The organism is Limnohabitans sp. DM1 (assembly GCF_001269385.1).
Taxonomy (GTDB): Bacteria; Pseudomonadota; Gammaproteobacteria; order Burkholderiales; family Burkholderiaceae_C; genus Limnohabitans_A.
On record NZ_CXOO01000037.1, the window covers coordinates 54,130 to 77,627 of the forward strand.

The window sequence follows — 23,498 nt, forward strand, 5'->3', positions numbered from 1 at the left end:
AGTTGCTCTTACGGAGCGTGACGGCAAACTCACAATGTCTTGGCAGGAACAGGACTTGCCCCTGGCGTGCCTATTTTCAACGCCTTTTCGCGTCCACCAAATTTTGCGACCAATCGGTCTTGGTCTTCTTTGGCCTGCTGATCAACGGCCTCCGGGTCCAGTTGTTGGTGCAGGATTTTTTCAAAATACCGACACACTTCTTGGTGCGTGACGCTTGCAGCCAGGTTGGTGGTTTGACCAGGGTCATTGATGATGTCAAACAACTCTGCCGGGTATCCCACGTAATGGTGATACGCCCAGCGATCTTGGCGCAGCATGTACGCTGCGCTGGGCGAGCCCAAAGCGTGGTACTCGCTGAATCCCAGGCGCTGAGGGTCATCAGGAGAGCGGGCAATCTCCACCAAAGAGCGTCCCGGCAGGTCCTTGTCCGGCGCCAAACCCGAATTGGCCAGCACAGTGGGTGCCACGTCAATCAAGTTGACATGGGTATGGCACAGGTGGTTTTCAGGAACACCTGGACCTGCTACCACCATCGGCACATGGGTGGCTTCGCGGTACAGCGTCGATTTGTTCCACATGCCTCGCACGCCTTGGTTGTCGCCATGATCGCTGCTCAAGATCACACGGGTGCTGCCTTCCAATCCGGCGTCCTTCAAGGTGTTCAGCACCAGCCCCAACTGCTCGTCTATGAAGTTGACCAACGCAAAGTAACAAGCCAAGGCCTCGCGACGTCGCTGAGCAGAGCCCAACTCTTGGTCAGGGTTTGAATAGTCGGCATGCCGCTGCACCCACGGATGCCTGGGATGGCCGCGATCGGGATGCAAGCGGGGTTCAGGAATGCGGTCAAAGTCAATTTGATCGAGGTACTTTTGGGGCACCACCAAGGGAAAATGCGGCGCCACAAAACCAACAAACAATGTCCAAGGTGTCGTGCTCTTCTCGGCAGCACGGTCTTTTAACCACGCCACGGCTATTTCTGCACTGGCCATGTCATAGCGGTTGTAACTCGACTCCCCTGCCCCCAATTCGTTAAAAAGAAACGGTGGACGTTTTTCATCGGGCAAAGGGTTGCGCACAGAACCCCAGACTTGACCAATGCCTACCGCCAGGTGAGCGGGCTGATGCTGCCGCATGAAACCCGTGGGCGCAGTTTCGCTCACGTAATGCAACTTGCCGATGGACTCGACACGCTGACCCGCTTGGGCCAAATCATGGCACCAACCTGGAATACGCCCGTCATAGCCCATGGCGTTGTCCCAATAGCCGGTTTGGTGCACCCACCGGCCAGTGGCCAATGCCGCTCGCGCAGGCACACAGATTGGCGAGGGGGTGAAAGCGTTGGTGAAACGTGTGCCTCGCGCCGCCAAAGCGTCCATGTGCGGGGTGGTGACAAAGGGGTGACCGGCGCATCCCATGACCTGTGCGTCTTGCTCATCGGTGAGCAGTATCAATGTGTTGTAGTTTTCAGTGGCCATGATTCAATGACTTGTTGTGTTTTGCGCGATCCGATCCAGCGCCATGCTGAGTTCTGTCGGGTGAGTGACCATCAAATCATGGCCCCCAGCGATGACCTCGGTCGTCCAGTCAGGTTGACTTTGCGCTGCGTTGTAATGCGCTGAAAAGCGTGGGTTCATCTGTGCCCCCGCCAAAATATAGTGCTTGGTCCCAACGGCCCTCCAAGCCTGGCGCAGCTGAGGCCGGTCATGCATGGTCTTGAGTGGGTGCGGCGTACAACAAGCGCGCAGCCAAGCCAAATCTTCGGCTTCCGTCACCCCCCAAAGTGATGGATCAGGCGGGGGCACTCTGTGGCCGCCCAGCGTGCTTGCGCCATTCAGCATGTCCGCCTTGCGTTGATCGGGAAAGCCGTCCCATCCTGGCACACCCTGTTCGGGAATGACCGCATCCACGTACACCAGGGCGTTGATGTGGGCCGCCATTTGATCAGCCACCAGCGTCATGATCGTGCCCCCATAGCTGTGCCCCACCAAGATGACCTGGCTCAGCTGTTCAAACCGGATCAAATTCAATACATCTTGTGTGTGTGTGGCCAAGCCGACCTCTGGCGTCCACAAGTGCTGGCGCTCTCCCATTCCAGTGAGCGTAGGTGTGAACACTTCGTGCCCACGGTCGCGCAAATTTTTCGCCACCCGACGCCAGCACCAGCCGCCATGCCAGCCGCCATGAATCAACACAAAGCAACTCATAGCGCCTGGCTTTACGCATCAACCGGCTGGTAGTTCATGCGCTTGGCTGTTTCGCCCCAGCGGTCAACGTCGGCCTTGATCATGCGGGCGAATTCAGCCGAAGGGGTCGACGCGGGCTCCATCACCAATTTGCCAAAGGCTTCCTTGATGCGGTCACTGGCGACGGCTTTGCTGACTGCCGAGTTAAGGGCCGCAATACGCTCTGGGCTTATCCCGGCTGGTGCCAACAAGCCAAACCACTCCAAACTCGTGAGCTGAGGAAATCCCGCTTCTGCCGCAGTCTGCACATCGGGCAAAACAGCACTGCGTTTGGGCGATGTCGTCACCAGAACGCGCATTTTCCCGGCCTTGTGGGGTTGAGCTGCGTTGGACAGGGCTGTCACAAACGAAGAAATACGACCTCCGTACAAGTCGTTGAGGATATCCGGTGCGCCCTTGTAGGGAACGTGCAGCATCTCGATGCCCGCCGCACTGGCGATTTGGGCACCCAGAAAATGTGGGGCGGAACCCGCACCAGGAGAAGCATAGGTAGCATCTTTGGGGTTGGCTTTGCACCAAGCTAGGAACTCACCCAATGTTTTGACAGGCACATGCGTGCCCACCGCAAGCGCGTTGGCCGACATACACACGGGACTGATCGGTACAAAGTCCTTTTGGGTGTCGTAGGCCAGCTTGCTGAAGACATGGGGGTACAGCGTCATGATCGACGCGGGTGTCAGCAACACAGTATTGCCATCTGGCGGGGCAGTTTTGACAGTGGCAACGCCAATCCGACCGCCCGCGCCTGGTTTGGCATCCACGACGACAGCGCGCCCACCCAGATGCGGCTTCATGGCTTCAGCCAGTTCACGGGCAATGATGTCCACCACTCCGCCCGCCGGAAAACCCACAACGATGCGAAGCGGATCAGATTGCGCGAGCGCTGGTGCGCCCATTGTTGCAGCAGCGCTGAAAACAGTGAAAGTTCTTCGGTTCAACATGCTCAGTCTCCTTTGAAAAAATCAAGCAGGGCCAACCGGCTCTAGCGCCGGACTGCGGACATCATCTGGACGGCTCATGATTCGCTGCACCAGTTCTTCGCGCAAGCCCCGTGAATGGACGTCGTCAAACAAGTTGTTGCACTCTTGGGGGTCGTTGTGCAGGTCATACATTTCGCCTGCTCCGGATGTCAATTCGAGCGTGAGCTTGGCGGTTTGCGTGCGCACCGTGCGCAAATTCAGCGCCACACCGCAACGCGAAGGCCCCAAGCGCCATTCGTTGAAGGCGTGATCACGCTGCGTCTGGGGCTGGCCTTCGAGCAATGGTCGCAAGCTGGTGCTGTGCACAGCGGAGCCGATGGGGGTGGAGGCATAGTCGCCAAAGGTGGCCGCCAAATCCAAAGTTGACACAGGATCCTGCACCACCTGGCCTGCGCCAACGCCCGGGCCACGCACAACCAGTCCGACACGCAAGAGTCCTTCGTAATGCATGGGGCCTTTGAGCATCAGGCCATGGTCACCGAGCAGTTCGCCATGATCGGAAGTGAACACGACCAGCGTGTTGTCGGCCAAACCTTCCTCTTGCAGTGCAGCAAGAATCCGGCCCACTTGGTGATCCACAAGTGAAACCATGCCGTAGTAGTTGGCCGTGATGTCGCGCAGTTGGGCATCTGTTTCAAATTTCATGCGCGAATACTCTTGCCGGACTTTGCGGCTCTCCGGCGTGCCGCCTGGGGTGTTTTCGAGCGCGGCACGGTGCCACCATGGCCGTCGGTCCAAGTCCAGGCTTCGATGCTTTGGCAAATCGACGTCTTCTGCTCTGTGCATCCAGCACCAAGGTGCTGGTGCGTCAAACGGGTGGTGTGGATCGGCCATGGACACCCAAGCGCAAAAGGGCTTCGGTGTTTTTGCCGAAGTCCGGTCCTCGCGCTGTTGAAGCCCTTGCTGTTTTAAAAAACTCACTGTGCGGTCACCCACCCAAGTGCTGTTGTGCCAAGCCGTGGGAAGTGCGCTGTTGTGGGTTTGTGCGGCATCCGTGAACGGTGCAAGCGCTTGTTTGTAAAGCGCATCTTTCATGTCGCCCAAACCGTCTGCGTGGTACCAACGCTCGTAATGCAAGCCGCCAGGTGGACGTTCTGGCAACCAGTAGTTGTGCCCGAGCTGCATCAGTTCAACGTGGTCAAACCCCATGTAGGGGCCATGCCAATCGTCCGCAAACTGGTGTGAGCTCGGAATGTTTTCGCAGCGGCCTGTGGGGCGATTGCCATAGGAGTGATTGCTGGAAAAGTGCGCTTTGCCAATGAAGCAGGTGTCGTAGCCCGACCTGGACAACGAACCTGCAAAACCATTCGCGGCCAGGGATTCATCGAGGTCGATCCCGTTGTCATGCACGCCGCTGGTGAGCGGCAGCATGCCCGTCAGCAATGCGCTGCGCGAAGGCATGCACACCACATTCGGCGTGATGCACGCCGAAAAACGGGTGCCTTGTTGGGCCAATAAATCCAGGTGCGGCGTCTTGACGCCCCGCCCTTCAAAGCCAAAACAATCACCTCGGTGTTGATCACTCATGATCAACAAAATATTGGGCTTTTCCATGTGCGGGGTCACTCAGTTTTACGGTGTCACTTGTCGGCTGTGTAGCCCGTCGCCTTGATCACAGGGCCCCAGCGCTCAAAGTCTGCTTTGAGTTGTCGGCTCAAATCCACCGAATTGAGAACCGCCGAGTCGAACTCCAATTTTTCGATGGCCGCCACCAAACGAGCAGACTTGGCCGCCGTCACCATGGCTTTCTCAAGCTCCGCCACAACCGGGGCCGGAGTTTTGCTGGAGGCAAACAGGCCAAAGACCTCACTGATTTGAAGATCTGGATAGCCCAGCTGCTTGAATGTGCTGACCCCAGGCAAGCTGGGCAATGGCTGGTCACCCGAAAACGCCAAAATGTGCAACTTGCCCGACTTGTGGTGTGTCACCAAATTGGGCAAGGTGGTCGCCAGTGCAGGGATGTTGCCACCCAAAACATCGGTCATGGCGGCCGCGCCCCCACGGTAAGGCACATGCTGAAAATCAATGCCGGCCAGTCGGCCAAACATCACGCCCATGAAATGCATGGCCGTGCCTGCGCCGGGCGTGCCATAGCTGGCTTTGCCTGGATTGGCCTTGGCCCAATCCACAAACTCTTTGAGTGTTTTGGCAGGTGTACCAAGGCCCACACCCAAGGCAAATGTGAAAGAGCAAACACTGGCCAAAGGCTTCAAATCAGCCATGCTGTATCGCAAGTTGGGGTGGACGTGCGGAAAAATAGTGGCGTTGCCACCCGGCATGAGTACTACGGTGCTGCCATCGGCGGGTGCCGCCAACATGGCCTCTGTGGCCAGTTGCCCGGCTGCGCCTGTTTTGTTTTCCACAATCGCGTTGTATCCCAACACACGCAGTTCTTCCGCCATTTGACGGGCCACCACATCGACCGCGCCGCCAGCGGGATAGCCCACCCATATCTTCAATGGCTTGGCCTGTGCATTCACCCAGCTGGGCGCCATGGCCAGCAGGCTGGCGGCGGCGATGAAACTGAGGGCGTGGCGGCGATGGGTCATGGCCTAGCTTCCGTGAAGTAAAGAACAGACGGATGTTGGGTTCGCGTGTTGTCCCGCTCAGTTACTTCGGTAACAATTTAGGGATGACCCTTAGCGAAAATGTCGAATCGTCCAAAAACGACCCGGTGTGGCGCAACAGCCAAAGCTTGGCACGCCAATTGGCCCAGGCGCTGGCTCAGCCCGTGGACTTGAAACAGCGCCCCAGGCACCGCGTGACGGTGGGTCAAACCTTGATCAACACCCGTGAAACGGTTGCCCGCTTACCTTTTGTCATGAGTGGACGCCTCAATGCCGTGGTCCACATTCCAGGCCAGCAAGGCGGGCAGATCGTGCCCATCGCATTTGGCCCGGGCGAAATCGCGCTTTTGTCCTACTTGTTCAATCGCTTGCCCAGCGGTAGCGATTTGGTCGCAGCTCAGGCCTCGACGATCCAATGGGTACCGGTGGAAGAACTTGAGGCCGCATTACTGCATGACCCTGAACTGATGGTGCTTTTGGTCAGGTTTTTAGGCTTGCGTTTGCGCGAAGTTCAGGTGCGTGAAAGAGCCGGTTTTGCGCGCAGCGTTCCGGCCCGTTTGAGCGCCAGTTTGTCACGCGCCCTGATGGATTTACCGGCCAGACCCGATGGGCGACTGCTGATCCAAGCGACCCATGAACAACTGGCTGCGAGCTGCGGCGTCAGCCGTCCCAAGACATCGCTGGCTTTGAAAAAAATGGAGCGCGACAGGATTGTGAAACTAGGGCGCAAGTGGGTCGAGGTCCTCAACCCAAAGGCCCTCCAGTCGCTCGCAAACTGAGCACATAAGCTCAGCTTGCGTGCGCCATCTGAAGACGCAGACTCAAGAGGGCCAAGCTGCAGAATCAAAGCCAACAGCTCAGCCAGCTTGATGCGCCTTCATCGCCTTGCCCACTTCCAGCGTGCCCTGCTCTGAGCCGGAGCGCGGCACTGTCTCGCCCTCACGGTCGGTGACCTGAGCCATCGCCGCCAGCAGGCGCTCTGCCGTGTCGGGGCCGGTGCCTAGGTGCACGCCTTGGGTCAGGGTGATGTGGGCCACCTCAAAGCTGCCCGCGCCTGCGCAGATGATGGTGCGGTTGGGGGCGTCATCGCTGGCCATGACCAGCATGGCGGGCACCACGGCGCTGGGCTCCAGGGCTTTGAGCACTTGCTCGGGCATCAGGCCTTCGGTCATGCGGGTGGCGGCGGTAGGGGCCAGCGCGTTGACGCGGATGTTGTGTTTTTCGCCTTCAATCGACAGGGTCTGCATCAGGCCCGCCAGCGCCATCTTGGCTGCGCCGTAGTTGGCCTGGCCAAAGTTGCCATACAGGCCGCTGGACGAGGTGGTCATCACCACGCGGCCGAAGTTTTGCGCTTGCATGATGGGCCACACGGCTTTGGTGCAATGCACCGCGCCCATGACATGCACGTCCATCACCAGCTTGAAGTCGGAAAGCTCCATCTTGGCAAAACTCTTGTCGCGCAGGATGCCCGCGTTATTCACCAGGATGTCCACGCGGCCCCAAGTGTCCATGGTCTGCTGCACCATTTTTTGCACGGCTTCAAAGTCGGTCACAGAGGCGCCGTTGGCGATGGCTTCGCCGCCTGCAGCACGGATTTCATCGACCACCGATTGCGCGGCCGACACCGAGCCGCCCACGCCGTGCACATCGCCGCCCAGGTCGTTGACGACCACTTTGGCGCCGCGTGCGGCCAGTGCCAGGGCGTGCTGTTTGCCCAGACCGCCGCCTGCGCCGGTGACGATGGCGACACGGCCTTTGAAATCAATGCTCATGGGTTTTCCTTCTTGGAGTGTGTGTGAATGGGTGACAGGGCCGCCGGGCGCCATCTGCTAATCTGGCATCTGACTGAAAAGGCCTTGTGCCGAACTTTAAAGCAGCCGGTCTGCCCGCTGTGTTACCCGATTGACACCCTCATGGAACTGAACACTGAAATCATCACCACCCCGCCCCTGGACTCTGCCTCGGTGGTCTTGCTGCGTGACCACGCCGAGGGCATGCAGGTGCTGCTGCTCAGGCGCCATCAGGCCTCCAATGTGCTGGGGGGGGCTTATGTGTTTCCGGGCGGCAAGCTCGACGCGGCCGACCATAGCCCCGCGCTGCTGGCCAGGCTGAGCCAGGACGCCGCTACATTGCACCAGCGTCTGGCCGAGCCCGAGCTGCCCGAAGAGCGCGCCGCGGCCTTGTTTGTGGCCGCGATTCGCGAAGCCTTTGAAGAATCCCGCGTGTTGCTGGGCCAGGCGCACAGCGAAACGCCCGATCTGCAGGCCCTGCAAAACGCTCTGGCCCAGGGGCACAGCTGGTCCGAGGCCTTTCAAAAGCTCTCGCTGCAGCTGCGCACCGACGCCCTGGTGCCCTGGACGCGCTGGATCACGCCCCGCCAGGCCTCAGTCACCAACAAGCGCTTTGACACGCGGTTTTTCATCACCCGCGTGCCCGACGGGCAAACTGCCGCACACGACAACCACGAAACCACCGAAACCCTGTGGATCACCCCGCGCCAGGCACTGATCCGCTACTGGGACCGCCAGATTGAACTGGCACCGCCGCAGATCATGAGCCTGGTGCATCTGGCCCGGCACCCAAACACCGACAGCGTCCTGGCAGAAGCCCGCTGCCGAAAGCCACCCGTGATCGAGCCCGAACCCTTCGACCAGGACGGCATCCGCACCATCTGCTACCCGGGCGATCCACGCCATTCCGTCGCCCAAGTCGCGTTTCCGGGCCCGAGCCGATTGATGTACAAAAACAAGCGGTTTGAACCCGAATGGGGCTTGGCGGCATTGCTTGACTAGAATATGCTGTTCAAACGTTTCAAATTGTTACGTTATTCCCAGATTTAACCCGCATCCTTCCTGTATGAGCCAAGCCGCAGATCCGACCTACCTGTCCATTGACCGGGCCATGGAATTCATTGGTGATCTCAATGGCGTTTTGTCTCTGCTCAAGACTCTGCAGCAAACCCTGAGTGACGACTTGCCCCGCTTGCAAGAATTTCTCAACAAAGACGATGTCGGTGGTGCCAATCGCATCCTGCACCAGCTCAAAGGTTTCACGCCTGTGTTTTGTGTGGACAGTCTGGTCGAACGCGTCGTCATGGTCGAGCAGCTGAGCAAACACGGCGAGCCCGCCGAAGTCCGCGCAGCCTACAGCCATTTGGCCCCCCAACTCGACCAACTGCGCGCCGAAGTCGTCGCCCACCTGGCCAGCCAATAAGCCAGGCCTGTCCCTCCCGCATTGATGTATTGCGCAGGTCGGCGGTCGAAGACCCCGACAGGTGTGGGCTTGGCGGACATGGGTATTTGCGCAGAACAGGTCCTGTGCGCCAAGACATGGGCATTGTGGGAGCCTGCCCTGCTGGCGATATGAGGCTTGTGGACCGCAGACCATCGCTTGCAGGGCAAGGCGCCTACAAAAGCCCACCCCACACCCATCGTTGAACATGACAAAAATTCAAGCAGCATGGGGCCGGATCAACAGCAGGTCAGCGGCTTCAGCCCTGACATGGGGCCTTTGCCACTGCCAAAAACGTCGGACCTTAAGGTGCCGACCTACGGGAGGCCTTGCATTCGTAGGTCGTCGGCTTCAGCCCTGACATGGGGCCTTTGCCGGAGCCCCAAAACGTCGGGGCTGAAGCCACCGACCTACGGGGCGCTGGCGTTGGATTGCTGACTGAGCCAGTTTTCGATGAGTTTGGCGTCGTGCACCAGCCTCAATTGATCGAAGGCTTGTTGGGCTTCGGGGTAGACGCGGCGCATGTAGTTGAGCCATTGTTTGAGGCGACCGGCCCGGTGTCTGGGCGCTACGCGTTGGCTGATGCCCACCCAGAACAGGCGCATCAAGCCGACGATCTGTGACCACGCCACGGATTGACCGGGCGCCATCTTGGCTGTAAATGCAGCACCACCCGCCAAATCACCCGCCACACCGCCCACAGCCGCATCGTGACGCGCAATCGCCAGGGCCAAGCCGGGGTCGGCCACCATGCCGCGTCCGATCATCAACCGTTCACAACCGGTCACCTCGCGGCAACGCAGCGCGTCGGCCACGGTCCAGATTTCGCCGTTGGCCACCATGGGCAAGCGCACATGCTGGCGCAAATCCGCGATGCGGTCCCAATATGCCGGGGGCCGATAGCCGTGCGCTTTGGTGCGGGCGTGCACCACCAGATCGCTGGCCCCTGCGGCCTCGATGGCCTGGGCGCAGTCTTCGGCGCGGCTGTCATCGTTGTAGCCCAGCCGCATCTTGGCCGACACCGGAATGTGGGCAGGCACCGCACGGCGCACGGCCGCAACGATTTGCCCCACCAGTTCGGGCTCGTCCAGCAAAACGGCCCCGCCCCGGTGCTGATTCACCGTCTTGGCCGGGCAGCCAAAATTCAGGTCGATGCCATACGGGTTGAGCTCTGCCAAGGCGGCGGCGTTGTCGGCCAGGCAGATCGGGTCAGAGCCCAGCAGTTGCACCCGCACCGGCACGCCTGCTGGGGTGCGGCTGTTGTTCAGAAGCTCTGGCGCCACGCGAATGAAGGCCCGGCGCGGCAATACCGTGTTGGTGACACGGATGAACTCGGACACGCACAAATCCACGCCCCCCAGCCGCGTGAGCATGTCGCGCAGCGTGTGGTCCAGCAGGCCCTCCATGGGCGCCAGCAAGAGTTTCATGGACTGGCGGGCCGTCTCAGACTCAGCCCAACTTGCGCTTGAGGCGCACTTCTTCCACTTTCACCCCGCCCAAAGGCACGGTGCGGGCGGTGTTCATTTCGCGCTTGAAACCGGCCAGATCATGAAAGCGCAGGGTTTTTTCATGCAAAAGCGGCAGCCAGACGGTGACATCGGTGCAGCCTTCGTCTTCCAGGCCTTCACGGGCCGCGTCCCACAGGGCCAGGCCCACGCCTTGGCCGATGCGATCAGGGGCGGCATAAATGGCCCAGATTTCACCGGTGGTGTTTTTAGATTTGGGGTCGCGAGAACGGTCAAAACCCACAAAACCCACAATCTCTTGCCCCGCCAGGGCCACGATGACTTGCGGCTCGCCGTATTCGATGGCTTCTTTCCAGTAGGACACGCGTTTGGCCATGGGCGTGGCCTCCCAATGGGTGTCGGGCACCTGCCCGGCATAAGCGGCGCGGCAGGCGCTCACATGCAAAGCGGCAACGGCGGTGGCGTCTTTTTGGGTGGCAAATCGGACTTGGATATCGGACATGGCGTGAACTTGAATGAATGAACTGAGCGCCCAAGGTGTCTGCACATCGGGCGCAAAACCTGCAATTGTCGCCGCTTCGGTTATCTTCCAAGCATGATGACGTTTTTTTATCGCATGAAATCCAGTGGGGCCTGTGCCCGCCTGCTGGTGGGCACCCTGCTGGGAGCCCTGGCCTTGAGCGCGGCCGCCCAGACCCCGGCCCGTTTTGCTGACAACATGGCCGAGCGCACCCGCGCCTGCACCGCCTGCCACGGCGAACAAGGCCGCGCAGGCCCCGATGGCTATTACCCCCGCCTGGCGGGTAAACCGGCCGGTTATCTGCACAACCAGCTGCGCAACTTTGCCCAGGGCAGGCGCCATTACGAGCTGATGACCCGCCTGATCGACCCGCTGAGCGACAACTACCTGGGCGAGATGGCGCGGTATTTCGCCGACCTGCAACTGCCCTACCCCCGCCCCACCGCCGCCAACACCATTTCGGCCGAACGCCTGGCACGCGGTCAGCAGCTGGTCACCCAGGGCGATGCCGCGCGCGACCTGCCTGCCTGCATCCAGTGCCACGGCGCGCGCCTGACCGGCGTGCAGCCCAACGTGCCGGGCCTGTTGGGCCTGCCGCTCGATTACCTGAACGCCCAAATGGGTGCCTGGCAAACCGGCCAACGCAAGGCGCATGCGCCCGACTGCATGGCCCAGGTCATCCAGCGCGTGCCCAGCGATGACCTGATTGCCGTGTCCAGCTGGCTGGCACGTCAGCCCCTGCCTGCCGACACACGCCCTGCTGCCCTGGCACCGCAGTCACCGCCCCTGCCCGAGGCATGGCGCTGCGGCAGTGCGCCCGAACTGAACCCAACTTCTGCAGGAGCCAAGCCATGAACCGCCGCCTGATCCAGCGCATCGGTCTGGGCCTGCTGGGCTCTGCATTGGCCCTGTCGGCCTGGGTGGTCTGGGACAACTGGAGAGACACCTGGCTGCCTTCTTCCTCAGCACCGCCTTCCTCCAGCGCCAGCACCGCTGCAGACCCCGGCCAGATCGAACGCGGTCAGTACCTGGCCCGTGCAGGCAACTGCGTGGCCTGCCACACCGCCCGTGGCGGCGCCAGCATGGCGGGCAGCCGCCGCATTGACACACCTTTTGGCAGCGTCTTCAGCAGCAACCTGACGCCAGACATGGCCACGGGCCTGGGCCGCTGGACAGCCGATGATTTCTGGCAAGCGCTGCACCATGGCCGGTCCAAAGGTGGGCGATTGCTCACCCCAGCCTTTCCGTACAACCACACCAGCGTCATCACCCGAAGCGACAGCGACGCCCTGCTGGCCTGGCTCAAAAGCCTGCCCCCGGTTGTGCAGGCTCAGCCCGCCCACACCCTGGTGTGGCCCGTGGGCACCCAAGCGGCGCTGGCCGTGTGGCGCAGCCTGTACTTCAAGCCCAGCCCATTTGAGCCCGACCCAACCCAGACTGCCGAATGGAACCGGGGCGCTTATCTGGTGCAAGGCCTGGGCCACTGCGCGGCCTGCCACAGCCCCCGCAACCGCCTGGGCGCCAGCGGCCCGGTGGAAGATCTGTCGGGGGGATTGATGCCGGTGGTCAACTGGTATGCGCCCGATCTGACACGTGAATCAGAAAGTGGCCTGGCCAGTACACCCCTGGCCGACATCGTGCAGCTGCTGCGCACAGGGCACGCTCCGCAGGCCCAGACCAGCGGCCTCATGGCCGAAGTGGTGCAACAGGGTACCCAGCACATGAGCCCCGCCGACCTGCAGGCCATGGCGGTGTATCTGAAATCACGCAACAGCCCGGCAGCGGCCACCACGGCAGCCACGTCCACCAGTCCAAAGGCCACCATCAGCCCCCGCGTGGCCGAGCAAGGGCTCAAGGTCTATGACCGCCACTGCGCCCAATGCCACGGCGAACAAGGCCGGGGCACGACGACCGCTGCGGGCCTGGTGGCTTATCCGGCCCTGGCAGGCAACCGGGCGGTGTTGCTGCGCGACCCGACCAATCTGGTGCAAATGGTGCTCTATGGAGGGTTTGGCCCCGCCACCGCAGGTCACCCCCAGCCCTTTGGCATGCCGCCTTCTGTGCTGGAGCTGGACGACCGCGACATCGCCGCCGTGCTCACGCACCTGCGCACCCAATGGGGCAACCAGGCCAGCGAAGTCACGCCGTTGCAAGTCAACCGCATCCGCGCGTCACAAGGTTCATAGCCCCCCATCCACAGGCCTCCCCTGTAGGTGGGCAGCTTCAGCACCGACATTGCGGGTTTCGGCGTAGGCCCCATGTCGGGGCTGATCAGGCCACCGTTTCAACGCGCCACAGCCCGTCGCGGATATGGCGGGCATAGGGGCCGGGAATGTCGGCACGCCACTCGCCCTGGCGCACCGGCGTGCTGTATTGGCAAACGGTTTGCCCGTTTTGGTCCAGGATGAGCCAGGTGACCCGCTGGCCTTCGGGCAGGCTGCTGGTTGCGCCGACGCTGGTGGCCGAGAGGTTGCAGCCCACATGAAAGGGCTGACCCATGTCCTGGGCCTCGTGCGGCGGAAAATCTTCGCCGCCCAAAAAGCCAAACACCGGATCGTGCGACAACAGGCTTTGCCGCACCGTGGGCCAGATATGCATGCGCAAAAAATGCTGGTCCACCACCCGTGCGCCCAGGTATTGGCCCTGAGCGATGTACTGCACCATCTGCTGACGCAGGTTCTTGAACACGCCGCCGCAGCCGCCCCACATGCCTGCCAGTAGCAGCTCGGTGTGACTGAAGTAGTCGCGCATGAGGTGAAAAAACCGGCCACTTTGCACCCAGGCTTGCACCGCCGCCGCCTCCCGTTGGGAAATCAGTGAATCGGCGTCGCGGATCAGATAACGGTCCACCCCGGGGTCTTCGAGCACACTGAAACGCCACATCAGGCCGCTGAGTTCTTGCTGGTCTTGCGCGCTGACCATGAGCACCTGCGCGCCCATGGTCTGCAGGGCCGTGCGCACCGCCTCGGGCACGGTCTCATCCACATAAAAGCGGCAGGTCCAGTCAGGCAACAACTCTTGCGCAGCCGTCACATTGAGCTTGGCTGTTTCACCATAGCGCGGGTTGTCCCCAAACAAGCTGAAAGCAATGATTTGGCGGCGGGCGTCCGAAGTGGCCGCTGGCACTTGCGCAGGCAAGGCATACGCGGGTTGGCCCTGCACGCTCTGGTCCTTGAGCTGCAGGCTGCGCACACCGTGCTCACGCACCTCATCCATCCGCCCCAGATGCCCACAGGTTTCGGTCAGGCCGTCCCACAAATTCACGTCCTGGGGCGCCAGCGCGCAAGCTTGCAGATACAGAGTACGGGCCTTGTCGTAATCGAGCAGGCGCAAATGGCACAAAGCGGCATCGCCCAGAATTTGCGGGTGCTTGGGAATGATTTGTCGCGCCAGGGCGTTGACCTTGAGCGCTTCGGCAAACTTGCCCTGATTGGACAGGGCCACAAAGCGCTGCCCCAACTCGGTCAGGCGCTTGTTCATTTGGGCGGCATTCTGGGGAGATCGTTGGCCAGGTCGCATGGTGTGAAAGCCTTGTATTCAGATGGCTCTGGACACGCCCAGGCCAAGGACTGAGCATAACCAGAATTGGCCTCGTTTCAGGTCTGCCCCGTTCGTCCAAAGACGCACTCAGACGCCTGTGTCCAATAAATTTCACACCGCTTGTCCCAAGTTTCACAGTCCGTGGCCCTGCACTGCACTACGATCAAGTCCACTCAAAAATCGCCCCCTTCCAGGAGAATCATTCCATGCCCGTGATCACCAACATCGAAGACCTGCGCGTTCTGGCCGAAAAGCGCGTGCCGCGCATGTTCTACGACTACGCCGACAGCGGCTCCTGGACCGAAGGCACCTACCGCGCCAACGAGACGGATTTCCACAAAATCAAGCTGCGCCAGCGCGTGGCCGTGAACATGGAAAACCGCACCACGGCCACCAAAATGGTCGGCATCGACACCAAGATGCCCGTGTGCATCGCTCCGGTGGGCCTCACGGGCATGCAGCACGCCGACGGCGAAATGCACGCCGCCATGGCCGCCAAGAAGTTCGGCATTCCCTTCACGTTGTCGACCATGAGCATCTGCTCCATCGAAGACATCGCGGCCCACACCCAAGCGCCGTTCTGGTTTCAGCTGTACATGATGCGCGACCGCGAGGCCATGGCCCGCATGATCGACCGCTGCAAGGCCGCCAACGTGAGCGCCATGGTGCTCACACTCGATTTGCAGGTGATCGGCCAGCGCCACAAAGACCTGAAAAACGGCCTGACCGCGCCACCCCGCCCCACCATCGCCAACATCATCAACCTGATGACCAAGCCCCGCTGGTGCTTGGGCATGGCCGGCACCAAGCGTCACACCTTTGGCAACCTGGTCGGCCACGTCAAGGCCGTGAGCAACATGAAGTCGCTGGCCTCATGGACCAACGAACAGTTTGACCCGACGCTCAACTGGGAAGACATCGCCTGGGTCAAGAAGCAATGGGGCGGCAAACTGATCCTGAAGGGCATCATGGATGTGGAAGACGCCAAACTGGCCGTGGCCAGCGGTGCCGACGCGATTGTGGTCAGCAACCACGGCGGCCGCCAGCTCGACGGCGCGCCCAGCAGCATCGAAGCATTGCCCGCTATCGTCGCGGCTGTGGGCGACCAAATCGAAGTCTGGATGGACGGCGGCATCCGCAGCGGCCAGGACGTGCTCAAGGCCTGGGCGCTGGGTGCCAAGGGCGTGATGATTGGCCGCGCCATGGTCTATGGTCTGGGCGCCATGGGCGAAGCGGGCGTGACCAAGGCCCTGCAAATCATCCACAAAGAGCTGGACGTGACCATGGCCTTTTGCGGCCACACCAACATCCAGAATGTGGACACCAACATCTTGCTGCCCGGCACTTTTCCGACCGCATAAAAACCCCGCCGGGCCCCTCACGCCACATGAGAGGCCCGGCGCTGGCGCTATGCTTCAAGGGTGACCAACACCGCACCCTCCGCCCCTGCGCCTAGGCGCATCGCCCACCTCGACATGGACGCGTTTTACGCATCCTGCGAGCTGCTGCGCTACCCGCAGCTCAAGGGCATGCCGGTCGTCATTGGTGGCGGCAGGCGCAAAGAAGACGACCTGCTCAGCAAGCTGCAATCGGCCTACCCCGAGGACGAGTGGACCGAAGACAGCTTTGTCGAACGGCTGGACCGCATTCCTGTCGACTTCTTCCCGCGCTTGAATGGCTACACCGGGCGCGGCGTCATCACCACCGCCACCTATGCGGCGCGGCAGTTTGGCGTCGGCTCGGCCATGGGCTTGATGAAAGCCGCCAAGCTCTGCCCGCAGGCCATCATGCTGCCGGTAGATTTTGAGCGTTACCGGCACTTCTCGCGCACCTTCAAAAGCATCATCACCGACATCGCCCCCGTCATGCAGGACCGGGGCGTGGACGAGGTCTACATCGACTTCACGGAGGTGCCCGGCGGCCAGCGTGAAGGCGGGCGCGTGTTGGCGCGCTTGATCCAGAAAAGCATTTTCGAGGCCACGGGCCTCACCTGCTCGGTGGGTGTGGCGCCCAACAAGCTGATCGCCAAGATGGCCAGCGAGTTCAACAAACCCAACGGCATCTCGGTCGTGCACGAGGCCGACCTGCAAACCCTGATCTGGCCACTGGCTTGCCGCAAGATCAACGGCGTGGGCCCCAAGGCAGACGAAAAGCTCAAGGGCTTTGGCATCCACACCATCGGCGACCTGGCCGCACGCGAGCTGCCTTGGCTGATGGCGAACTTTGGCAAAAGCTACGGCGCATGGCTGTTTGATGCGGCTTGGGGCCGCGACGACCGCCCGGTCGAGACCGAAAGCGAGCCCGTCAGCATGAGCCGCGAAACCACCTTCGAGCGCGACCTGCACGCCGTGCGCGACCGCGAAGAACTCGGGGCCGTCTTCACCCGGCTGTGCGAACAAGTGGCGGCCGATTTGCAGCGCAAAGGCTACGAAGGCAAAACCATCGGCATCAAGCTGCGCTATGACAACTTCCAAGCCGTGACACGGGACCAAAGCCTGAGCGACTTCACCGCAGACGCCAAACGCATCCGCCAAGTGGCAGGCCAGTGCCTCAAGCGGGTGGACCTGTCACGCCGCATTCGACTGCTGGGCGTGCGGGTGGGCTCGCTGGTCAAGGCGGGAGCAGCGCCTGATTCGGTGAATCACCCCATGAAGGCCGAAGAGCCGGGCCATGAATGGCAAACGCAGCTTCTGTTCACAGACGAATGAGAGGCCTACCGTTGGTCAGCGGTTGGGGTGCAGAAGTGTCCCGGAAGATATCTTTTTAATTTCGGAATAACTGAAACAAGTTCCTTGCCACGGATAACAAAAAGTAAATTTCTGAAATACCGAAACAAAGCTTGACGACCCCAGCAAAACCCGATAGTTTCGGATTGTCAGAAATAACAACCCCAAACCATGCCCCCGGATGCCTCTCACCAGAAAGTTCCACATGGATGACCAGCCCACCCGACAAGCCACAGTTTTGACGACAGCCAACACACTCGGCCCCGTCGTGCGCGAACGGCGCAAATCCCAATCGCTGCGCATCGACGACGCGGCCGGGCTGCTGGGCGTGTCGGTGGACCTCATGTCCCGGCTCGAAAACGGTCACGGCACAGTGCAACTGGACAAAGCCATGGCCGTGCTCGACGGCTTGGGCCTGGCGCTGATGGTCTTGCCCAAAGAACACCCTTGGGTCCTTGAGGCCAGCACCCCAGGCGGCGTCTCGCCGAAGGCATGAAAGGACTGTCATGACCGACGCGCTGCATGTCTGGACCGACCATAAGCCCATTGCAGTCATCGAGCACGAAGGCCGCGATGACCAGTGGCGCTTGCGCTATGCACCGCCATGGCTCGCCAACCCACAAGCTTTTCCGCTGTCGCCCCCGCTGCCATTGGCAAGAGCAAAAAGCGCACCTGATGGGTACGGCTCTGCCACGATCAAGCGCTTTGTCGAGCACCTGCTCCCGGAAGGCCGGGCACTGGACGTGGCGGTCGCCTACAAGGGCCTGACCAAAAGCAATGTCTTTGGACTCATCCGGGCGCTCGGTGCCGAGACGGCAGGTGCCTTGCAATTCACAGGTGATGTCACGGCCGCCCCCCCCGATGCGCCCACGCAGCGCGAAATACCCCTGAGCGAACTGGCAGAGCGGATCGCCCAGCGAGAGCAGCTGCCGCTGACCGTGTGGGACGGCCAAGTGCGCATGTCGGTCGCAGGCTTGCAAGACAAGCTGGTGGTTTTCATCGACACCCCACTGGCCGAAGGTGGGCGGATGTGGCTGGTGGATGGGCAGCGCCTGGCCTCTACACACATCCTCAAACCCGACACAGGCAACCCCAAGACACCGCACCTGGCCGTCAACGAGCACTTTTGCATGTCACTCGCCCGCCGCATGGGCCTGCCCGTGGCCGATGTGGCCTTGCTGCGCACGCCTCGCCCCGTGTTGGTGGTGCGCCGCTTCGACCGGGCGATTCTGGGCTCTGGCGATTCGGTGCAGGTCCAGCGCCTGCACATCATCGACGCCTGCCAAGCCTGCGACCTGCCGGTGAGCTACAAGTACGAACGCAACCTGGGCAACGCCGCCGAAGTGCGTCACATCCGCGATGGCCTGAGCCACGAAAAGCTATTTGCCTGCGCCGAACTGAGCGGCAACAAGGCCAGCACGCGGCTGGCCATGCTGCGCTGGGCACTGTTTCAGTTTCTGATTGGCAACAGCGATGCGCATGGCAAGAACTTTTCGTTTTTCGTGCGCCCTGGCGGCCTGCTGGAGCCAACGCCTTGGTACGACCTGGTGAGCGTGCTGCAGTACGACGGCTTTGACACCGAACTGGCCATGGCCTGGGGCGATGTTTTCGAGCACGAAGCTGTGAGCCCCTACGCCCTGGCCGACTTCGCCACCCGCTGCGGCATCGACCGCAAACTGCTGCGCCGAGAAGGTCAGCGCCTGGCCAAACTGGCCGAACCCGCAGCCATGGTGCAAGCCCAAGCAACGGATTACGAAGCGGGCGAACAGGCATTTGTCCAAGGCATCGCCAGCTTTGTGGCGCAGCAGGCACAGCGACTGACCCGACTCGTCGCAGACGCCGCCAACATCAAGGCCGAATACCTCTGATCCCACTTGCCAGGGCGGCCCTCTGCAAGCCCTCAGGTCAAGACGGGGACAGCGCAGCCCATCAACGATGGGCTAACCTCCGCCAAAGGAGACACCCCATGAAACCACTCAACTGCTTTTCTTTGACGAATGAAGGCCCCAATGGCCATGTCGCCCATTTGGTGATGAACCGCCCCGAGGCGATGAACACCATGCACCCGACGTTTTGGCGCGAGCTGCACGAGGTGCTGACCGACATCCACAAAGCGGGCACCGCCCGGGCGCTGGTGATCTCGAGCACGGGCAAACACTTCAGCGCGGGCATGGACCTGCAAACCTTTGGCAGCGCCATCCAGATGGACGACACCAGCGCCGAAGGCCGCTCGGCCGTGTACGACCTCCTGACCGACATGCAGCACACCTTCACCCTGCTCGAAGAACTGCGCATCCCGGTGATCGCTGCCATTCACGGCGGCTGCATTGGCGGCGCGGTGGACATGGTCACCGCCTGCTGCATGCGCTATGCGTCGGCCGACGCGTTTTTCTGCATCCAGGAAATCAACATCGGCATGGTGGCCGACGTGGGCACGCTGCAGCGCCTGCCCAAGCTGCTGCCCATGGCCTTGGTCAAAGAACTGGCCTACACAGGCCGACGCCTGAGCGCCGACAAAGCGCTGGCCCACGGCCTGGTGAACGAGGTGCTGCCCACCCACGAAGCCACCGTGGCCGCCGCCCTTCAAGCGGCCAAAGAAATCGCCAGCAAACCGCCCGTGGCCATCTGGGGCACCAAGCAAGTGTTGCACTACGCCCGCGACCACAGCACCGAAGACAGCTTGCGCCACATGGGCTGGCTGCAAGGCGCGATCTGGAGCAACGCCAACGTGCGCGAGGCCATCAGCGCGTTCCAGCAAAAACGCGAGGCCAACTTTGCGCCGTTGCCTGCGCTTAAGGGGTTTCGGGAGTTTGGGTGAAGGCTTAGCCAAGCCCCGTTGAAAGATTTGGATTACACCGGGGCAAACGGGTTGAACACCTCAAACCCCAGCGCCTGAAAGTCCGCTACATTCCGCGTCGCAACGGTCAGTCCATGCACTTTCGCCGTGGCGGCAATCATGGCGTCTTCGTAAAACGTGTCTGACTTTCGATGCATCAACTTTGCCCACGCCGTGAAGGCTGCGGCGTCCATGGGCAAGACGTTGTACGCGCCCGCCACCAAGGCCAGCCAGTCTTCAATTTGTTGAGCCTTGGCTGGGTCTTGTTCACGCGTCAGCTCGATGCCCGCTTGGATTTCGCCCAGGGTGACGGCCGACACGTAAAGCTGAGCGTCATCCAGCGTTTCCAGCCAAACCACAACGCCCCCATGCGGGCGCGGCTTGCGCAACTCAGACACCACATTGGTGTCCAGCAGATACCGCTGCGTCACAGCATCGGCTCCACAGGTCGACGTTTGGCCTGCCCTCGAGGCGGCACGATCAACTCGGTGCGGGCTTGATCAGAGAGCAAAAGTTGCTTGAGCGATGGGCGAGCAGCCGACTGCATGCGCCGCCACTCCTGCACGGGCACCAGCACGGCAGCTTCGGCACCGCGCCGGGTCACCATTTGAGGCCCCTCGACCAGGCACGCATCCAAAAACTCACTGAATCGCGCTTTCGCGTCTTGTACTGGCCATGTATGCATCTCAGCCCCCTTAAACTAGTCAGTCATCTAGTCTGCTCATAATTCCCACCCCTGTCAAGGCAAACAACGGTTGCCCTCCTTGGGCACTGGCACACTGGAGCCCAAACAAGTCTCAAGCCCATGAAAATCTTCCACAACACACACCACGCCCAACACGCAGGCCGCCAGGAAATGTTCCGGGGCCGCTTGGTCGATTGCCACGAAGTGCCTGACCGTTTGCGCTATGTGCTCGATGAACTGCAGCGCCGCCCTGTGGGTCAGTTGCTGACGCCCGATGCAGCGGCGGATGTGAACGCCGCCATGGCCCGCGTGCATGCGCCGGACTATTTGGCATTTCTGGCTCGGGCGTGGGACGACTGGGTAGCGCTGGACCCGGCCAATGCGGCGGTGGACGCCCTGCCCTCGGTCTGGCCGCTGGCATCCAAGCACGGCTTTCGCACCGATGTGCCGCCGCTCAACTTTGCGGCGCGGCTGGGGCAGTACGCGTTTGACTCGGGCACGCCCTTGACGGCGGGCAGCTGGGCCGCCGCTCGCGAAGGCGCGGCCTGTGCCCTGGCGGCTGCGCAGGCGGTGCTGGGTGGCGAACGCTTTGCCTTGGCCCTGACCCGCCCACCGGGCCACCATGCAGGTCCCAACTACATGGGTGGTTATTGCTTCATCAACAACGCCGCCGTGGCCGCGCAGGCCTTACGCGACGGTGGGCTACAGCGCGTGGCTGTGCTCGATGTGGACTATCACCATGGTAATGGCACGCAAACCATCTTTTATGAGCGCAGCGACGTGTTCACCGCGTCCATCCACGGCGATCCGCGCACCGAATACCCCTTCTTTTTGGGCCATGCCGACGAGCGCGGCCATGGCGCAGGCGAAGGCTTCAACCTCAACCTGCCCCTGCCGCGTGGCACCGGGTTTGAAGTCTGGTGGGCCGCGCTGCAAACCGCCATGCAGGCCGTGAGCGACTTTGCGCCGCAAGCGCTGGTGGTGCCGCTGGGGCTGGACACGTTTGAGGGCGACCCGATCTCGGGCTTTAAATTGCGCAGTGCCGATTACCTGAAGCTGGGGCAAGCCATTGCGCAGTTGGGCTTGCCAACGGTGCTGACCTTTGAAGGCGGCTATGCCGTGGCCGAGGTGGGCGTGAACACGGTGAATGTGTTGGAAGGGCTGCGCGGCTGATCAGCCCTGAATGCTGCGCCAGCGGTCCAGCTCTTGCGGGCGCAGGCCATAGCGGGCCAACACGCCTTCGTGCAAACGGCGCAGCTCTTGCATCACCAAGGCCCGAACGTTTTCACGGTCCGGCCCGGGCGCGGCCAAAGCCACTTGGGTGGCCACCAGCGCCAGCGGGTCTTGCTCGGGGTTTTGCACCACGGCCTTGACGATGTGGCGAATGGCGTCGCGGAAGGTCAGGCGCAGCACATCGGGCTCCACCACGCTGGACTTGGCGGTCAGGTATTCCTTGGTCGAGCGCTCATAGGCCCACATGAACAAGTCGCGCAGCAGCTCCACGCGCCTCATCTCGTAAACGCCCAGCACCGATGCGGTGTACCAGTCCTGCGACACGCCCAAAAACGTGAGCGGGCACAGGTTGGCCCGCAGCAGCGGCCAGTTGGCCAGCAGGCGCGACGTGCGCTTGTTGCAGTCGGCAAAGGGCTGCAAATACGGCAAGTGCACCATCGCAAAAAACGACTGCTCAAACGGGTCTTCGATGGCGTTGAATTTGGCCAGCGCTTCATCCAGCAAAGTGCAAATGATTGACTGGCCCGATGGCGGCTGGTAATTGCTTTGGCCTATTTGCACCGGGTGCAGCCGCAAGCGGCCTTCGTCCTCGGGGCTTTCGAGCAGGTTTTCTGACAAGGCGCTGTGCAGGTTCATCAGCAGATAGCGGCTGAACTGAGGCGCGGCCACGTTGTCCATGAGCAACTCGATGGCGGCTTTGTGGTTCAGGATCATCTGCGTTTCGGTCACGCCGTGGCCTTGCGCCTGCTGACCGTGGGCGATCAGGGCGCGGGTGTCCAGGCGCGTGTAGGTGTTGCCCTCCAGGTGGCTGGACGCCCAAGACAGGTCGATCAACAAACGGTCGAGCACGGCGCGGCCATGGGTGCCCGCCGGTTGCGGCCCCGGCGCGGTGCGGCCCATGCGGTGCAACTGCGCCCGCACAGGCTGGGGCAAATAAAACGTGACGTTGGGCTGGTAGGCGTGCAAAAACTCAGACTGGTAACCCACGGCTTGGCGAGTGCTCCAAGGCTGGGTCAGATAGGCGCGAATGTCTTTGCTGTCGGGCGAGAGCGGCCACTGGCCCGTGGAGAGTTCTTCTTCGGCCCGCCAGGCGGACGACTCTGACAAACCGACCGAAGTGGGCAAAGCGTAAGCCAACACTTTTGGCGCGATTTCAATATTAGCCACATAACGGGTAGCACGCGCCTTGCCAACTGGCGCGATTTCACCTTCCGCAACCCACTTTGCCAAAGCTCTTTGCAAGCTGCGGCGCGGCACATCGGGCCATTTCGCAGAAGATTCCGCAAGCGAAAAGCCATCAGGCTGGGCCTGAATGGCGGTCAAGAGTTGGGCGTTAAAGTCTGGCATGATTGGCGCGATTTTAAACAATCGCGCCAATTTTGCAACCAATGATGTGGACTAATCATTGATACGGGCCGATCGCTATGTCCAAAATAAGTAACACAAGTGTTACCATGAAATCACGAAGCGG

23 protein-coding genes are annotated in these 23,498 nt (G+C 61.4%); 11 read left to right on the forward strand and 12 right to left on the reverse strand.

The window, feature by feature from the left end:
- Positions 1-29 precede the first annotated feature (29 nt).
- The 5 genes from AMM33_RS14840 to AMM33_RS14860 are packed head-to-tail and all read right to left on the reverse strand — an operon-like array spanning position 30 to position 5,772.
- The gene (locus AMM33_RS14840) at positions 30-1,475 is read right to left on the reverse strand and encodes a sulfatase-like hydrolase/transferase (RefSeq protein WP_090142079.1); all 1,446 of its coding nucleotides are present in this window, start codon (positions 1,473-1,475) and stop codon (positions 30-32) included.
- Between the two features lie 3 nt (positions 1,476-1,478).
- Positions 1,479-2,204 carry an alpha/beta fold hydrolase gene (locus AMM33_RS14845; protein WP_090142080.1) on the reverse strand — a complete coding sequence of 242 codons (726 nt, stop codon included), beginning with the start codon at positions 2,202-2,204 and terminating at the stop codon, positions 1,479-1,481.
- A gap of 11 nt (positions 2,205-2,215) precedes the next feature.
- Positions 2,216-3,184 carry a Bug family tripartite tricarboxylate transporter substrate binding protein gene (locus AMM33_RS14850; RefSeq protein WP_090142081.1) on the reverse strand — a complete coding sequence of 323 codons (969 nt, stop codon included), beginning with the start codon at positions 3,182-3,184 and terminating at the stop codon, positions 2,216-2,218.
- 21 nt (positions 3,185-3,205) lie between these two features.
- The gene (locus AMM33_RS14855; protein ID WP_090142082.1) at positions 3,206-4,777 is read right to left on the reverse strand and encodes a sulfatase family protein; all 1,572 of its coding nucleotides are present in this window, start codon (positions 4,775-4,777) and stop codon (positions 3,206-3,208) included.
- A gap of 26 nt (positions 4,778-4,803) precedes the next feature.
- A complete protein-coding gene (locus AMM33_RS14860; protein WP_090142083.1) occupies positions 4,804-5,772 on the reverse strand; it encodes a Bug family tripartite tricarboxylate transporter substrate binding protein in 969 nt (322 codons plus the stop codon).
- An 83-nt stretch (positions 5,773-5,855) separates the two neighbouring features.
- On the opposite strand from AMM33_RS14860, the gene AMM33_RS14865 reads away from it, so the two are divergent.
- Positions 5,856-6,569 (forward strand): Crp/Fnr family transcriptional regulator, encoded by a 714-nt coding sequence (locus tag AMM33_RS14865; RefSeq protein WP_194945479.1) that lies wholly within the window; start codon positions 5,856-5,858, stop codon positions 6,567-6,569.
- Positions 6,570-6,647: 78 nt separating this feature from the next.
- Here AMM33_RS14865 and AMM33_RS14870 read toward each other — a convergent pair whose 3' ends face one another.
- Complete coding sequence (locus tag AMM33_RS14870; protein WP_090142132.1) at positions 6,648-7,562, reverse strand: SDR family NAD(P)-dependent oxidoreductase; 915 nt, start codon at positions 7,560-7,562, stop codon at positions 6,648-6,650.
- A 141-nt stretch (positions 7,563-7,703) separates the two neighbouring features.
- Here AMM33_RS14870 and AMM33_RS14875 point away from each other — a divergent pair, with 141 nt between their 5' ends.
- Positions 7,704-8,582 carry an NUDIX hydrolase gene (locus AMM33_RS14875; RefSeq protein ID WP_090142085.1) on the forward strand — a complete coding sequence of 293 codons (879 nt, stop codon included), beginning with the start codon at positions 7,704-7,706 and terminating at the stop codon, positions 8,580-8,582.
- Positions 8,583-8,646: 64 nt separating this feature from the next.
- Positions 8,647-9,003, forward strand: a complete 357-nt coding sequence (locus AMM33_RS14880) for an Hpt domain-containing protein (RefSeq protein ID WP_228768158.1) — start codon at positions 8,647-8,649, stop codon at positions 9,001-9,003.
- A gap of 428 nt (positions 9,004-9,431) precedes the next feature.
- Here AMM33_RS14880 and AMM33_RS14885 read toward each other — a convergent pair whose 3' ends face one another.
- Positions 9,432-10,448, reverse strand: a complete 1,017-nt coding sequence (locus tag AMM33_RS14885; RefSeq protein ID WP_090142086.1) for a tRNA dihydrouridine synthase — start codon at positions 10,446-10,448, stop codon at positions 9,432-9,434.
- A gap of 22 nt (positions 10,449-10,470) precedes the next feature.
- The gene (locus tag AMM33_RS14890) at positions 10,471-10,989 is read right to left on the reverse strand and encodes a GNAT family N-acetyltransferase (protein ID WP_090142087.1); all 519 of its coding nucleotides are present in this window, start codon (positions 10,987-10,989) and stop codon (positions 10,471-10,473) included.
- 96 nt (positions 10,990-11,085) lie between these two features.
- Here AMM33_RS14890 and AMM33_RS14895 point away from each other — a divergent pair, with 96 nt between their 5' ends.
- Positions 11,086-11,862, forward strand: a complete 777-nt coding sequence (locus AMM33_RS14895; protein WP_228768159.1) for a c-type cytochrome — start codon at positions 11,086-11,088, stop codon at positions 11,860-11,862.
- The gene (locus tag AMM33_RS14900) at positions 11,859-13,193 is read left to right on the forward strand and encodes a cytochrome c (protein ID WP_090142088.1); all 1,335 of its coding nucleotides are present in this window, start codon (positions 11,859-11,861) and stop codon (positions 13,191-13,193) included. The genes AMM33_RS14895 and AMM33_RS14900 overlap by 4 nt, the downstream gene beginning before the upstream one ends.
- Before the next feature lie 85 nt (positions 13,194-13,278).
- Here the strand turns inward: AMM33_RS14900 and AMM33_RS14905 are convergent, their stop codons facing one another.
- Positions 13,279-14,487, reverse strand: a complete 1,209-nt coding sequence (locus AMM33_RS14905) for a tetratricopeptide repeat protein (protein ID WP_194945480.1) — start codon at positions 14,485-14,487, stop codon at positions 13,279-13,281.
- Positions 14,488-14,753: 266 nt separating this feature from the next.
- On the opposite strand from AMM33_RS14905, the gene AMM33_RS14910 reads away from it, so the two are divergent.
- From AMM33_RS14910 to AMM33_RS14930, 5 genes are all read left to right on the forward strand, one after another.
- On the forward strand, positions 14,754-15,908 hold the full coding sequence (locus tag AMM33_RS14910; protein WP_090142090.1) for an alpha-hydroxy acid oxidase: 1,155 nt from the start codon (positions 14,754-14,756) through the stop codon (positions 15,906-15,908).
- A gap of 114 nt (positions 15,909-16,022) precedes the next feature.
- Positions 16,023-17,255, forward strand: a complete 1,233-nt coding sequence (gene dinB, locus AMM33_RS14915; protein ID WP_228768160.1) for a DNA polymerase IV — start codon at positions 16,023-16,025, stop codon at positions 17,253-17,255.
- A gap of 223 nt (positions 17,256-17,478) precedes the next feature.
- A complete protein-coding gene (locus tag AMM33_RS14920) occupies positions 17,479-17,769 on the forward strand; it encodes a helix-turn-helix domain-containing protein (protein ID WP_194945481.1) in 291 nt (96 codons plus the stop codon).
- A gap of 10 nt (positions 17,770-17,779) precedes the next feature.
- Positions 17,780-19,141, forward strand: a complete 1,362-nt coding sequence (locus AMM33_RS14925) for a HipA domain-containing protein (protein ID WP_090142093.1) — start codon at positions 17,780-17,782, stop codon at positions 19,139-19,141.
- 98 nt (positions 19,142-19,239) lie between these two features.
- On the forward strand, positions 19,240-20,091 hold the full coding sequence (locus tag AMM33_RS14930; protein WP_090142094.1) for an enoyl-CoA hydratase-related protein: 852 nt from the start codon (positions 19,240-19,242) through the stop codon (positions 20,089-20,091).
- A gap of 32 nt (positions 20,092-20,123) precedes the next feature.
- On the opposite strand, the gene AMM33_RS14935 is transcribed toward AMM33_RS14930, so the two are convergent.
- Together AMM33_RS14935 and AMM33_RS14940 are read right to left on the reverse strand one after the other, a co-directional pair.
- On the reverse strand, positions 20,124-20,540 hold the full coding sequence (locus AMM33_RS14935) for a type II toxin-antitoxin system VapC family toxin (RefSeq protein ID WP_090142095.1): 417 nt from the start codon (positions 20,538-20,540) through the stop codon (positions 20,124-20,126).
- Positions 20,537-20,794, reverse strand: coding sequence for a type II toxin-antitoxin system Phd/YefM family antitoxin (locus AMM33_RS14940; protein WP_090142096.1), 258 nt, complete (start codon positions 20,792-20,794; stop codon positions 20,537-20,539). The genes AMM33_RS14935 and AMM33_RS14940 overlap by 4 nt, the downstream gene beginning before the upstream one ends.
- A 120-nt stretch (positions 20,795-20,914) precedes the next feature.
- Between AMM33_RS14940 and AMM33_RS14945 the strand changes: the two genes are divergently transcribed.
- On the forward strand, positions 20,915-21,967 hold the full coding sequence (locus AMM33_RS14945; protein WP_090142097.1) for a histone deacetylase family protein: 1,053 nt from the start codon (positions 20,915-20,917) through the stop codon (positions 21,965-21,967).
- Here the strand turns inward: AMM33_RS14945 and AMM33_RS14950 are convergent, their stop codons facing one another.
- Positions 21,968-23,374 carry a Fic family protein gene (locus AMM33_RS14950; RefSeq protein ID WP_090142098.1) on the reverse strand — a complete coding sequence of 469 codons (1,407 nt, stop codon included), beginning with the start codon at positions 23,372-23,374 and terminating at the stop codon, positions 21,968-21,970.
- Positions 23,375-23,498: the final 124 nt, after the last annotated feature.